We start from the raw sequence: 14,599 nt of genomic DNA on the forward strand, positions 1-14,599 counted from the left end.
ATGGCCACCCATCCCGTCCCACACCCTGCCACTGCCGCACCGGCACAACTGCCACTGGCGGATATACATTTACCCGACCCGGTGTCTGGCTGGCCCGCTCTCGGTTGGTGGCTGCTGGGTGTTGCCGTGCTGATGGCGCTGGCTGCGGCATGTTATGTTGGTTATTTGCGCCTCTGGCTGCCCTGGCAACAACGGCGACAAACCCGCGCCTATTGCCAGTCCTTACAAACCCGTTTGCAACAAGCCAGAACAGAATGGCTGCAGCAGCGCCAGACCGACCGTTATCTACTGACTCTGCAAGCGACGTTGAAACTCTGGTGTCAACGCTACGCCCCGCAAGCAACAACCCTGCACGGCGACGACTGGCTGGCATTTTTGCAGCGCTGCTATCCCAACCACGATTTTGATGACAATAGCCGTCGGTTGCTGCAACACGGGCACTACGCACTGCTGGCGAATATCGACGATCAACAGCTGGAAACCTTGCATCAAAGCATGCTCAATTGGCTGGTCGAAGCCACTGTCATACCCACTACACCCACTACACCCACTACACCCACTACACCAGTAATGCCATCATCCAACTCCGTCACAACGGCACACGTCATTCAGCAACAGGAACCACAATCATGAGCTGGTTCTCACTGACCGCCCTGACGTCACTGCAGTGGTACTGGCCCTGGGCCTTGCTATTGCTGCCATTACCATTACTGGTGCGGCGGTTATTACCCGCCATCAAACCGGAACAATCAGCGCTACGAGTCAGCCAGCTGGATGACTGGACTGGCCAAACGGCCACTGATTCCCGTACCCGTACGGGCTGGTGGAAGATGCTGACCATCAGTCTGATCTGGTGTTTACTGATCATTGCACTGGCACGACCCTACCAGCTGGGAGAAGCAGTCTCCTTACCGACCAGTGGCCGGGATCTGCTGCTGGCAGTGGATATTTCCGGCAGCATGCAACGGCCGGATATGGTAATTGATGGCCACCAGGTCGATCGTCTAACGGCCGTTAAAAATGTCGTCAATCGTTTTATCGACCAGCGTCAGGGCGACCGTCTGGGGCTGATTCTGTTTGGCTCCAATGCCTATATCCAGACCCCCTTAACCTTTGATCGGGAAACCGTGCGCAAATACCTGCTTGAAGCCCAGATTGGGCTGGCAGGTGACCAAACGGCGATCGGTGATGCCATTGGTCTGGGCATCAAACGCTTGCTCAGCCATCCCGCGAATAGCCGAGTGATGGTGCTGTTAACCGATGGTGCCAATACCGCTGGAGAAATCGAGCCACTCAAGGCGGCAGAACTGGCCGCCGAGAACCAGGTACGTATTTACACCATCGCATTGGGGGCCGACTCCATGATAGTACCGGGCCTGTTTGGCAATCGTCGGGTCAACCCCTCACAAGACCTTGACGAGCCGACACTCACCACTATTGCGCAAAAAACTGGCGGTTCCTTCTTTCGTGCTCGTAATATCGATGAGCTGAACCAGATTTATGGCCTGATCGACCAGCTCGAACCCACCGAGAAAGATCCGGAAATTTTTCGGCCACAGCACAGTCTGTATGATCAGCCACTGGGGCTGGCGCTGGCGTTATCACTGTTACTGGCACTTGCCCGGATAGTGGATTTCACCTGGCTACACAATGCCATTCGTCGTTCAGGCTCACGAGGTAAACAGCAGTTGTGATGGATTCTGACGTAGTGACCGCCTTTCATTTTATTCGCCCCGAGTGGCTCTGGCTGCTATTGCCAGCCGCGCTGTTATTGTGGCAAGCCAGCCGCCGCCGACTGTCATCGCAGCAGTGGCAAACCCTGATGGATCCACAATTGTTGGACTATATGGTCGAGCAGCAACCGGCCCAGGGACGACGTCCGGGACTGATCTGGCTGGCGTTGGGCTGGCTGCTGGCGACGCTGGCTGTGGCCGGGCCAACGTGGGAGAAACTGCCTCAGCCGGTGTACAAGAATCAGCAGGTGCTGGTGATACTGCTGGATATGTCGTATTCCATGGCCGCCCAGGATATCAAACCCTCCCGCGCGGAACGGGCGCTACAAAAGATCACCGATATTCTCAACACCCGCCGGGATGGCCAGACCGCACTGATCACTTATGCCGGTGATGCCCATACCGTTACCCCGGTGACCAACGACACTGGCACCATCGCCAATCTGCTGCCCGCCTTGTCGCCGTTTATTATGCCCAGCCCCGGCAGCCGCCCCGACCGCGCCATCGAACTGGCCCAGCAGCTGGTGCAGGACAGCGGTTATAACCACGCCGACCTGTTACTGATTACCGATGGTATCCAGTCGAAAGATGTCAACCGCATCAACCAGGTACTGGATCAGAACCGCTTCCACCTCGGAGTGATTGCAGTTGGCAGCCAGCAAGGCGCACCGATCCCGTTACCCACCGGCGGTTTCCTTCAGGACGGTGATGGCACGATTGTATTGCCCGGCCTCGATACCCGCCCACTGGCCCAACTGCAACAACAACTCGGGGTACCCTGGCATGCCATGACCTTGCTGGATGACGACTGGCAAGCGGTTGTACCGATGACACCCAACTCAGCCACATCCCCTGAGTCAGCCGACAGCGCTGACGCCAGCCGCAGCGACCAGCAGCCGCAGTTTGATCTCTGGCAAGACGAAGGTTTCTGGCTACTGTTGTTGTTGCTACCACTGGCGTTGGCAGGATTTCGCCGTGGTGTGCTGGCCAGTTGGTGGTTACTGTTGTTACTGCCGTTCGGTTTGTTATCGGCACCTCCCGGCTATGCCGATAGTACCGCTGATATCCCGACCACCAGCGCTACCGCCGCAGCCACCAGTATGGGCCTGCAATGGCAAGATTTATGGTCAACGCCGGATCAACAGGGTGCCGAATTACTGCAAACCGACCCTGCCGCTGCCGCCAGCAAATTTGAAGACCCGAGCTGGCGTGGCACGGCGGCTTATCGTGCCGGAGACTATCAGGCAGCAGCCGACGCCTTCGCCAGTGACAGCAGTGCCACTGGCCACTACAACCAGGGTAATGCCTTGGCACAGCAAGGCCGCTATGAAGATGCATTGGCCGCCTACGATAAAGCACTGCAGCAACAACCGGAGATGGAGGATGCACGTAAAAACCGCGATCTGGTCGAGCAAGCACTGAAGCAGCAACAGCAAAACCAACAGCAGAATCAGCAACAGAATCCATCGGATCAATCGGATCAATCGGATCCATCAAAAGACGATGCGTCAGCACCGTCCGGTGGGCAAAATCAGTCTGGCGACAAGCAACAGCAGCCATCCTCCGCTGATGGCAAGCAAGGTCAGAACCCGAGTCAGGATCAGCCACCTGATAATCAACAACAGGGTCAGCAACAACAGGGCCAACAACAGGGCCAACAACAAAACCCACAACAGGGACAAGAGTCAGAGCAATCCGCGTCAGATCAACCGGATCAACCACAGCAAGATGCCAGCAACAACCCGCAGGCCAAAGATGGCGATCAATCCGACCCACAAAGTGGCAAAAATTCAGCAAAGGATACCGTTAATGAGGCCAAAGACTCGGCATCCGTGTCCGACGATGCCGCCGACGGCACTCAAGCCCCGCAACGCGCACTTGGTGATATTCCCACTGATAGCCTCCAGCACCTGAGTCCGGAAGAACAAGCCAGCCTGCGCCAATGGCTCAACCGGGTTCCCGACCAGCCGGGCAAGCTGCTGCAGCGCAAGTTTTTATACCAGTATTCCCAGCAATCGAAAGATCAGCCGCCAGAGGACGTTTTATGGTAATTCAGCGAGGATTCCGGCTGCGGATCCGGTTCGGTTCAGCGTTCCAATACCAGACCCCGCCGTTATTCAAAACCACTGCACAGCCGCTACGCGCAGTACTGCTATTACTGGCACTGATGCTGATCAGCCCGCGCTTGCTGGCTGACAGCTTTACCGCCAGCGTCGACCGCAGTCGTTTAGCGGAACAGGAAACCCTGCAATTGACCTTGAGCCATGACCCGCAAATCATTTTTGGTTCACCGGATCTGACGACCATCAAACAGGATTTCGACATTGTGCAAGGGCCAAACCGCATGAACAGCATGCGCTCGGTTAATGGCGACAGTAGCTCACGCACCGAATGGACCATGACACTGGTGCCCAAACGCACGGGGACACTGACCATTCCGGCAATTGAATTCAAGGGCGAACGCAGCCAGCCACTCACTATCCGGGTTGATCCGTTATCCAGCAGCATCAAGGAACAAGACGACAAATACGCCTTTTTTGATATCCAGCTGGATCAACAATCAGAGCGCTATGTACAGGGACAAATTCTCTACACCGAGAAACTCTACTACCGGGTGAACCATCGCGATGCCAATCTCAGCGACCTTGATGTTGAAGACGCCCGCGTCGAAATGCTCGGCGAACCCAAACAATACACCAGTATGCTCAACGGCGAACGGGTCGGCGTTTATGAGCGGCGTTACGTTATTTACCCGGAAAAAGCCGGCAAGCTGGTGATACCCGGTCAACGCTTCCAGGCCGTCGGCATTGTGCAAAACAGCGGCGATCCCTGGGGTGGTAAACGCACCATGATTTCCGCCGTCACGCGGCCGCTCGAACTGGAGATTCTGCCGATTCCTGCCACCTACCCTACTGCTCCCTGGCTACCCGCGCATCAGCTCAGCCTGACAGAACAGTTCAGTGCCGACCCGGAGCAATGGCAGGCTGGAGAACCGATTACGCGAACGCTAACTATCAATACAGAAAGGATGTCGGCCAGTCAGATCGTCTTGCCGGATTTGCCGCAACCCACCGGCCTGAAGCAGTATCCAGATCAGTCGGAGTACCATGATGACGTCAGTGATAACGGCATCAGCGGCCAGTTTCAACAAGCCGTAGCCATGGTGCCAACCGTGGCTGGCAAGGTAATCCTGCCCGAAGTGCGCATTCCATGGTGGAACACCCAAAGTAATCAACTGCAATACGCTACCCTGCCAGCACGCACGCTGACAGTATTACCGAATCCGGCTCATACCAGCACTAACCCGCCAACCGGTGGCAACACGCTTGCAGCCGCCGGGGCCAACTACCCGCAGACGGCATCCGCTCAAGCCCAGTCAGGCCAACCAGTAGCGAACAGCACAGATGGCATGGCGGCCAGCCATCGGGAAAGTATTCATGGTATCAATACAACAGGGCTGATTGGCTGGATTCTCGCGCTGATTCTGCTGTGTACCAACCTGCTGACACTGTACTGGTGGAGGCGCCGTAATCGTCGACCGTCAGCACCGACCAACGGTCATACAGCTGGCGGTCTGGGCAGCTGGTCCAGTCTGACAACCGCATGCAACCAGGGTAACACCCGTGCAATCCGTACCGCCCTGTTGGCCTGGCTCCACCACGAGATGGCAGATACCCGGATACAGCGGCTCGATCAGCTGGCGGAACACGCCCATGATCCGCAGCTGGCGACACTACTGCAACAGCTGGATGCCAGCCTTTACGCCCCCGTAGCGGATAACGCGAGGTTCGATGGCAAACAGTTGCATACCCGACTGGATAATTGGCGCAAGCAACAGGGTATGCAGGGAAAAGCGCCTGATCACGGCCTGAACGACAGCCTTTATCCAGCCTGAGACCATAACACCCGCGCTGCGATGGCTTGCTGAGCGGGAGACAAGGGTACTGAAAAAGGGGCTTGCCCAAACAGGCCACGCCAGAACCAGCCGTCGTCCAGCGAGTCGCGGCATTGTTGCAACTGACTGGTGTAACGACGGGCCCGCTGGTCAACCTTGCGGGCGATATCCAATAACCATTTTTTATGCTGATAGCTGCCTTTCAAGTAACCACCAGCGCCTTCGTGATAAGCCAGATACAGGCGATAGGCATCGTTGGGGCGAATATGCGCACGCTTGACACTGTTGAGGTTGTACCAGCCAACAAAATCGACGGCGTCTTCAAAATCATCCCGATCGGCACTCCAGCGGCCGGTTTTTTGCTGGTATTCACGCCAGGTGGTATCCAGAGCCTGGGCATAACCATAGGCCGTGGATGGCCGACCACCGGGAATAATCCAGAAGTACCATTTGCGCGGTGGCCGGTTATCGCCGATGAAGCGGGATTCCTGATGAATAAACGCCATGGTGACCGGAATGGGAATGCCATAATGATCTTCCACTGCTTTTGATGCGGAATACCAGTCGTACTGTTCATCAAAGATGGCGCAGACGTCGTTGATATTTTTTGGCTGTGGTGTGGAGCAGGCGGAAAGCAACGCCGCGAGTAACACCGGCAGTAAAAACGCGTTGATGCGTTTACCAACACGACCCGCCATGGCCAACTTGTGTACGAGTACTGCTTGCGATGTCTGTGGTGCTTGTATTCGTGCCTGTATGAGTGCGTATCCTGGTCGCTTCACATCCCTGCCCCCTGTTAACCAATATCAGCGTACCCATCTTACCCATCATTGACTCAAGCAGACATCATTCACATCATTCGGCCCCAAGGGGCCTCCTACCATGTATATCAGCATGTATATCAGCATGTATATCAGACATGAATACCATGTTCTTCCAGTACGGCCAGTAACCGGGTCTCATCCCAGACGCTGACCCCAAGCTGAGTCGCCTTGGCCAGTTTTGAGCCTGCTTTTTCACCCGCTACCAGAAAGTCGGTTTTGGCCGAAACACTGCCGGTCACCTTGGCACCCAGGGTTTGTAAATGGGCTTTGGCTTCATCACGGGACAACGCCGTCAACGTACCGGTAATCACGGCCGTTTGCCCGGCCAGTGGCAAGTCTTCGGCAGCCGCTCTGACCGGCTCCCCTTCGGGCCAGACCACTCCGGCGTTTTTGAGTTGCTCGATCACGGTACGGTTGTGGGCTTCAGCAAAAAAGTTGACGACATGACTGGCAACAACGCTGCCCACATCGGCAACGTCCAGTAATTGCTCAATACTGGCATCCATAATCCGCTGCAAAAAACCGAAATGATCCGCCAGACTCTGGGCAGTCACTACGCCGACTTCGCGAATACCCAGCGCATACAAAAAACGGCCCAGTGTGGTCTGTTTGGCCTTGTCGAGTGCCGCCAGTACGTTGGTTGCCGATTTTTCCCCCATACGCTCCAAACCGGACAACTGCTCCAGCGTCAGGTGAAACAGGTCATCGACGGAATCAATCAGATCGGCCGCCACCAGCTGTTCAATCAGTTTATCGCCCAGGCCTTCAACATCCAGCGCCTTGCGCGAGGCAAAGTGCTTGATCGCTTCCTTGCGTTGCGCGGCACACACCAGGCCACCGGTACAACGGGCCACGGCTTCACCTTCCACCTTTTCAATCAGCGAGTCACACACCGGGCAGCTGTCCGGTATCAGAATGGCATCGGTGTGTTCCGGCCGTTGCTCCAGTACCACGGAGACCACCTGGGGAATCACGTCACCCGCCCGGCGCACAATCACAGTATCGCCAATACGCACACCCAGGCGCGCCACTTCATCCATATTATGCAGCGTGGCATTGCTGACGGTCACTCCGGCCACATGCACGGGTTCCAGTCGTGCCACCGGGGTTACTGCGCCGGTACGACCAACCTGGAAGTCGACCCCGAGCAAGCGTGTCATCTGCTCCACCGCCGGAAATTTATAGGCAATCGCCCAACGTGGCGCGCGGGCGACAAATCCCAGCTGTTGCTGCAATGCCAGCGCATTCACCTTGAACACTGAACCATCAATTTCGTAGCCCAGCTGGTGGCGCTTTTCTCCTAACAGCCGATAGCAATCGAGCGCCTGCTCCAGACCATTCGCAGTGCGGGTTTCCGGGTTAATGCGGATACCCCAACCCTGAATCTGATCCAGAATCCCGCGATGTGTCGTTGCCAGCCCAAATTCATCCGACACGATGCCGATGCTGTAAGCACAGAATTCCAGCGGCCGTTTGGCGGTAATACGAGCGTCAAGCTGACGTAGTGAGCCAGCCGCCGCATTACGCGGGTTGGCAAACACTTTTTCGTCCGCAGCCCTGGCTTTGGCGTTGTAGGCCTCGAACCCGGCTTTGGGCATGTACACTTCACCACGCACTTCAATACGTCGTGGCCAGGCGTCACCCTGGAGGCGTAAGGGTACGTTGTTGATGGTACGTACGTTACGGGTGATGTCTTCGCCGGTCTGGCCATCACCTCGGGTTGCTGCCCGTACCAGCTTGCCCTGCTCATAAAGCAAACTGACGGCCAGGCCATCCAGTTTCGGTTCGCAAACCAGTTCAATCTCGTCCGTCGTTTTCAGGCGATCGCGGATACGCTGATAAAACGCAGCAAACTCTTCCGCGTTCATGGCGTTATCCAACGACAACATGGGTAGTTCATGTTGAACCTGATCAAACGCCGCCAGTGGCTCTGCCCCTACTCGCTGGGTTGGAGAGTCGGCAGTTATCCATAGAGGATATTGCGCTTCCAGCGTCTGTAGTTCACGCATCAGGCGGTCGTATTCCGCATCCGGAATCGCCGCTTCATCCAATACGTAATAACGATGATTGTGGTCGTTGATTTGCTGACGCAGCTGTTCAATACGTGTGCGGGCTTGCGTCGGTAACACATTGGACTGGGTTGACGATGTATCTGGGGAAGACATGACTATCTGGCTCGCACTGGCAAGCGCGGTCAGTGCCGCGCCTGAAGGGTTCGGTTGTTCGGCAATAAGCTGGCAACGAAGTTAACGTCGCTTGCCCGCAGCCTGTTTTTTCGCCAGCAAGGCTTGCCGACGTTCATATTCGAGAATTTGCTGACGATCATGCTCGACCGTTTGTTTGGTGAAGGTACTGTGAGTCGCATCCTTGAGTTCGGCGTTGAGATGGTCTGCCAACAGGCGCGCCATTTCAGACATCGCCTGATAAGCCTCTAACGGACGCTTTGCTCCCGGCAAGCTTAAAAAGAACGTCAACCCGGAAAAGTGCTCATCTTCCATGCTAGCCGGGCTAAAAACACCGGGTTCATAGGTTTGAGCGACCGAAAACTGGATTGGCCCCTTGCCATCTGCATCTTCAAATCGATGAAAGATTTGTTCCTGGCCGTAACGTAAATCGCAACCATCAAACAGGTGTAAGAGAGAACGGCCTGAAAATCCGGCGTCTTCGCGGGCGCGGGCATGAATCACCAGTACCACCTCTGCCGCCGCACGGGTGGACAGTTGCTCGGCATCGTCCCCGGCATAGATAATCAACTCACTGCCCTGGTCAGCGCCCTGCTCTTCCTGCTGGGCAATTTCATCTTCCAGATGAACCGTCTCTTGCTCACCCGCTTGACCGCTCTCTTGATAGTCAGCATCGGCCAGCAGTGGGTCTGCTTCGTCGTCCTCTGCCGTCAGCGGTTGCTCGTCAGCGGTATCCTGCACTTCAACGTGCAACTCCGGTTCGATAATGACATTGCGTTCGCCCAACGCTTCTACCGTCATCAACAGCGGCACGGCTTCATCCAGATTGACTGGCCGGGCTTTTGGAATAATGGCGGCGGGAGCCTGATCTGCGGGTGTTTCCTCCAGCTCACGGCTGCGAGAGTTCAGCCAACTATGGAGATTTTGCTGCAGGGCCTGCTCATCGGATTCGAGGCCATCGGGTTCGAGCGCATGAAATGCTTCCCTGCGGGGAGCTGCCAGTTCATCGCCATCGCTGATCGACTCGCTGATCGACTCGTCGCCAGCTCCGCTCTCCATCAGTGGGTTCTCTGCAGCATGACGTTGTTCATTCAAGGCGCTACGATCGTCCTCTGATATCAAGTCAGGCACGCCATCTGCTGTATTTGCAAATCCATCAAGCCGGGTATCCGTATCTGGCGCACTGACGCGGGCGTCTGCGTCTGCCTCCGCTGCTGCCGGATTACCGACAACCCGAAAACGGCCACCGGGTAATTCCGGGTTGTGGTTACCTTCCGGAAATTTAAAATCTTTGCTGATATCCAGCTTCAGTGCCATGGCGCGAGCACGTTTCATACGTCGTATGCCATCCACTACAATAATCACGACTGCCAGTAAACCCAGCAATATCATGACCGTTTTCCAGGTCAATTCCATAACGTCCTCATCGTTTGTGTTTTGTCGGGCAACTGGATCTGATGTCTCATACAACCCGTTGTAGGCTGCCCGTTATTCTTCCGGTTCTATTTCCAGATTATCGCTACTGTTCGATCATTTCTGTGGCTGCCTCTACATCAACGGAGACCAGTCTTGATACGCCCGGTTCCTGCATGGTGACTCCCAGCAGCCGGGATGCCATTTCCATCGCAATTTTGTTGTGGGTAATAAAAATAAACTGCACCTTGTCTGACATCGCTTTTACCAGTTTGGCATAACGTCCGACATTGGCATCATCCAGTGGTGCATCCACTTCATCGAGCATACAAAACGGTGCCGGATTCAACTGGAAGATGGAAAACACCAGGGCAATGGCCGTTAATGCTTTCTCCCCACCAGACAACAGGTGAATGGTGCTGTTTTTCTTGCCCGGAGGGCGCGCCATAATAGCGACACCGGTATTCAGCAAATCGTCATCGGTCAGATCCAGCCAGGCATGGCCACCACCAAAGACTTTGGGAAACAGCTCTGCCAGTCCGTTATTGATTTTATCAAAGGTCTCTTTAAAGCGGGTACGGGTCTCCCGGTCAATTTTATGGATTGCGCTTTCAAGTGTCGCCAGCGCGGTTTCCAGGTCGTTGTTCTGGGCATCCAGATATGTCTTGCGCTCGGATTGCAGGCGGTATTCATCAATCGCTGCCAGGTTGATATTGCCGAGCCGGCGAATACGTTCACCAAGATCCGCCAGATCCTGCTGCCACTGCTCGGGATCCGCTTCATCTGGCATGTTATCCAGTACTTCTTTCAGGGTGAGTTTCTCTTCTTGCAGTTGTTCAATCAGTGCCTGACGACGTATATCCAGTGCCTGGCATTCCATTCGTACCGCTTCGAGCTGGTTACGTACATCCAGTGCTTGCTGTTCCGCCTGGCTACGTTGTTGTTCCAGCTGACGCAAGCCGGTCTCTGAACGTTCCAAGCGGGAACGAGCTTCCTGTACCTGCTGTTCAGCTTGCTGACGCTGTTCCAATAGTTGCTGCAATTCTTCTTTCAAGTGCGTCAGATCAATACTGTGATCCTGTTTCTGGCTTGACAGTATAGTCTGTTTTCGACTGCGCCACTGTTCCAGCTGGACGCTTAATCGCTGGATGGCGGTGTTCAGCCCCTGAATGCGGCTATCCAGCTCACGCTGGCCCAGTTCTGCCTGATGGGCTCCCTGCTGCCGCTGCTGTAACACTGAACGGGCATCGTCCAGTTGCTGTTGCTTACTGTCCCGCTGCAACAGCAGCTGATCTCGTTCATCGCCGTACAGTTCTATGGCATCACTGGCTTGCTGCCATTGCATACGGGTTTCTTCCAGTTCTTGCTGTAATAACGCCTGCTGTTCACGAGCTTCAGCCAGATCATCGTCGATACGCTGGCTGCGTTGCGCAAACTGTTCTGCTCGTGCCTGATGGGCTGAAAGCTGGGCCTGTAAGGTCATCAGTTGGCTGTTCACTTGTTGCCATTCACGCTGGGCGGCGTCGCGTTGCTGCTCCAGTCCGTGCAGACGCATACGTGCCGCTTCGTATTCTGCTTCCCATTCTTCAACATCCATATCGAGCTGGTCCCATTGCTCCAGCAGTAATTCCAGTTCTTGCTGGCGGCCCAGTACACTGCCTTGACTTTCCGCCTGGCGTTGCACTCGTAACCAGTCACGACCCACCCGTACCGCATCGGGCGTCATCCAGCTTTCACCCGGAGCCAACTCCTGCCGCCGGGCCAGCGCCTGATCGAGTGAACCAATGGTTCGAACCGGAGCCAGTAAATCGCCCAGTTGGTAGGGAGATTGCAGCCGTTGTAACAATGAGTCAGACGCCAGCGGAGAATCTGACGGCGGTAGTTCGAGACCCGACCAGAGCACCAGGTTGCCTTCCTGCAAGCTGTCCAGCCATTGGCTCGCCATGTCCAGATTATCGATCACCAGCGCCTGCAGGTAGTCGCCTAATACCGCTTCCACGGCGGTTTCCCAGCCACTTTCAACCTGCAGTCGTTCTGCCAAACGGGGTTTGCGTGACAATTGTCGGCTTTCGAGCCAACGTGCCATGGCATCACTGCTTTGCCCCAGCGCCGCTTTTTGCAGGGCTTCCAGTGTGGCCTTGCGGTTACTGAGCAGATTCAGCTGCTGCCGACCGGTTTCCACCTGTTGCCGCTGTTGCTCGATATCGGCACGGACTCGTTCGGCCTGCTCCCGACTGCTGTCGACACGTTGCTGCTGTTCTTCCGCTTGCAGTTCATATTCGGCGGCTTCCTCTTGCAGTAACTGGATTTCGTCGAGTTCGGGGTTGTTTTGCAACTGCTGTTGCTCACCTTGCAACTTGTGTATCTGTTGTTGCAATCGCAGCAACTGCTGGTCGAGGGATTGAATGCGTGTGTGTGCGACGTCCGCTTGCCGGGCGGGCTCACCGGCACGCTGGGTAAACTGCTGCCAGTCATCCTGCCAGCGGGATTGTTCGCGTTCGGCATCATCAAGCTGGTCTTTGGCCTGGAGTAATAATTCTGCCAGCAGTTCCTGTTCTGGCTCCTGTTGCAGTCGCTCGGCTTCGAGGTTATCCAGCTGCTGCTGGTCGGCTTCCAGGGCAATCTGACAGGCTTCCAGCTGCCGTTCGGCTTCCGCCAGATTACGATCCAGCTCCAGCGACATTTGCGACTGGTGTTCTATCTTTTGTTCTTGTCGGGCAATTCGAGCACCAACTTCGTAAAAGCGACCCTGAACAGCCTGGAACCGCTCATTGTCTTCACTCTGTAACAGCCGCAGCGCTTCGGAATCCGCGTCAATCCTGACTTGTTCAGAGCGGTGTTTTTCAAAACGGGTGTCCAGTTCTGTAATGAACAACTCCCGTTTCCGATAGTCCTGATCCAACTGCTGCCACTTCAGGGCTTGCAGTTGAGCCTTCTTTTGCCGCTCTTCGGCTTTCAGCGCCTTGTACTTTTCAGCCGCTTCGGCCTGACGTTGTAAATGACCGAGCTGGCGCGTGAGTTCATCGCGGATGTCTTGCAGACGCTCAAGATTTTCCAGCGTACGTCGCATGCGGTTCTCGGTCTCGCGGCGACGATCCTTGTAGCGAGAGATACCTGCGGCCTCTTCGACGTACACCCGCAGCTCTTCTGGTTTGGCCTCAATCAGGCGAGAAATCATGCCCTGTTCGATAATGGCATAGGAACGCGGCCCCAGGCCGGTGCCAAGAAACAGGTCGGTAATATCCTTGCGACGGCAGCGGCTGCCATTCAGAAAGTAGGTGGACTGGCCATCTCGGGTAACCTGACGGCGTACGCTGATTTCGGTGTAGGCGGCGTACTCGCCCCTTAAGGTCTGATCACTGTTGTCAAACACCAGATCGACGCTGGCCTTGCCAACCGGTTTGCGCTCGGAAGATCCATTAAAAATGACGTCCGTCATGGAGTCGCCGCGCAGGTATTTGGCCGAGCTTTCCCCCATCACCCAGCGGACGGCATCAATGGTGTTGGACTTGCCACAACCATTGGGGCCAACGATACCGGTCATGTTGGTATCAAAGCTGACGGTGGTCGTATCGACAAAAGATTTGAAGCCAGAGAGTTTGATGGCCTTCAGGCGCATAGGAATCCGGTGGGCTGGAGACGACAGCCCGCTATGATAGCGGTGTTGATTTGAAGTGGCTAACCCGGCGGGCTACGGCCACTCCGGGTATGTTACACAGACTCTTTCAGTGTGTTGGCTTCGATTGCCTGAACCACCAGCGAGCAATGACGTTTGCAATACTCATTGACCAACGCTGGTATCTCATCATTTTGGTCGCTGAGTGTGCATTCGATCAGGCGAGTAACAAACAGGCTGGTTTCGTCCATTTCGCCAAGGTTTTTGCGTAATGCCAATGCCAGCGCACGATGCAAGGGAGGTTGCAGATTGTCGAGTGCGGTTTTCAAATACTCATTACCAGCGGCGACGGCAGCACTGGAAATCAGTTCAAAATTGGCTTCGATAAAAAGATGGTGATCATGTACAGCAGCCGTATTACGGAGCTTGTTGACCAGCAACTCCAGCTTTTTCTTGTCTTCTTCTTTCCAGCTCCAGGCCAGCTTTTCGGCCAGCATTTCGAGCAGATTACCGTACAGGCGATAAAGGCTACGTACCCGGTCAGCATTCAATTCAGTCACATAGGCACCACGGCGCGGCTGAATAGTCACCAGGTGGCGACGCTCCAGAATCAACAGTGCTTCACGTACAGAGCCACGACTGACTTGCAATTCACTGACGATACGGGCTTCCTGAATACGTTCATTATTCACCAGATCACCCTGAATAATGCGATCTGCAAGGTGGTTGGCTATTTGTTCTGCAAGACTTTCGGCGACGACAAACGCCATAATCAGTTCCTCTAAAGCGTACATATGACTTGAAACGATCAATCTGCCAAAGCTCAACAGCGTTGATTTCAATCACGTTTCAGTCAACAAATTATCGGTAATCATGGTTCCACTGACAAATATCACAAACCGCTAGCTCTAAAAACGGAAGATGCCTCGCAGTTG

9 protein-coding genes are annotated in these 14,599 nt (G+C 55.2%); 4 read left to right on the top strand and 5 right to left on the bottom strand.

Annotated elements, in window-relative coordinates; all coding sequences use genetic code 11:
• The 4 genes from SOJ49_RS12115 to SOJ49_RS12130 are packed head-to-tail and all read left to right on the top strand — an operon-like array spanning nt 1 to nt 5,628.
• Nucleotides 1-633, top strand: a complete 633-nt coding sequence (locus SOJ49_RS12115; RefSeq protein WP_369854767.1) for a DUF4381 domain-containing protein — start codon at nt 1-3, stop codon at nt 631-633.
• Entirely contained in the window at nt 630-1,694 is a 1,065-nt protein-coding gene (locus SOJ49_RS12120; protein ID WP_369854768.1) for a VWA domain-containing protein, read from the top strand. Before SOJ49_RS12115 ends, SOJ49_RS12120 begins: the two co-directional genes overlap by 4 nt.
• Complete coding sequence (locus tag SOJ49_RS12125; RefSeq protein WP_369854769.1) at nt 1,694-3,784, top strand: VWA domain-containing protein; 2,091 nt, start codon at nt 1,694-1,696, stop codon at nt 3,782-3,784. Before SOJ49_RS12120 ends, SOJ49_RS12125 begins: the two co-directional genes overlap by 1 nt.
• Nucleotides 3,778-5,628: a BatD family protein gene (locus SOJ49_RS12130; protein WP_369854770.1), complete on the top strand. Its 1,851-nt coding sequence runs from the start codon at nt 3,778-3,780 to the stop codon at nt 5,626-5,628. The genes SOJ49_RS12125 and SOJ49_RS12130 overlap by 7 nt, the downstream gene beginning before the upstream one ends.
• Here the strand turns inward: SOJ49_RS12130 and SOJ49_RS12135 are convergent.
• From SOJ49_RS12135 to SOJ49_RS12155, 5 genes are all read right to left on the bottom strand, one after another.
• Nucleotides 5,616-6,410: a hypothetical protein gene (locus SOJ49_RS12135; RefSeq protein ID WP_369854771.1), complete on the bottom strand. Its 795-nt coding sequence runs from the start codon at nt 6,408-6,410 to the stop codon at nt 5,616-5,618. The two genes, SOJ49_RS12130 and SOJ49_RS12135, sit on opposite strands and share 13 nt — an antisense overlap.
• A 131-nt stretch (nt 6,411-6,541) precedes the next feature.
• On the bottom strand, nt 6,542-8,617 hold the full coding sequence (gene ligA, locus SOJ49_RS12140) for an NAD-dependent DNA ligase LigA (protein WP_369854772.1): 2,076 nt from the start codon (nt 8,615-8,617) through the stop codon (nt 6,542-6,544).
• Between the two features lie 81 nt (nt 8,618-8,698).
• A complete protein-coding gene (locus SOJ49_RS12145; protein ID WP_369854773.1) occupies nt 8,699-10,051 on the bottom strand; it encodes a cell division protein ZipA C-terminal FtsZ-binding domain-containing protein in 1,353 nt (450 codons plus the stop codon).
• Between the two features lie 103 nt (nt 10,052-10,154).
• Entirely contained in the window at nt 10,155-13,667 is a 3,513-nt protein-coding gene (gene smc, locus SOJ49_RS12150) for a chromosome segregation protein SMC (RefSeq protein ID WP_369854774.1), read from the bottom strand.
• A gap of 92 nt (nt 13,668-13,759) precedes the next feature.
• Nucleotides 13,760-14,434, bottom strand: coding sequence for a GntR family transcriptional regulator (locus SOJ49_RS12155; protein WP_369854775.1), 675 nt, complete (start codon nt 14,432-14,434; stop codon nt 13,760-13,762).
• Nucleotides 14,435-14,599: the final 165 nt, after the last annotated feature.

The organism is Candidatus Thalassolituus haligoni, assembly GCF_041222825.1.
Taxonomy (GTDB): domain Bacteria; phylum Pseudomonadota; class Gammaproteobacteria; order Pseudomonadales; family Oceanobacteraceae; genus Oceanobacter; species Oceanobacter antarcticus.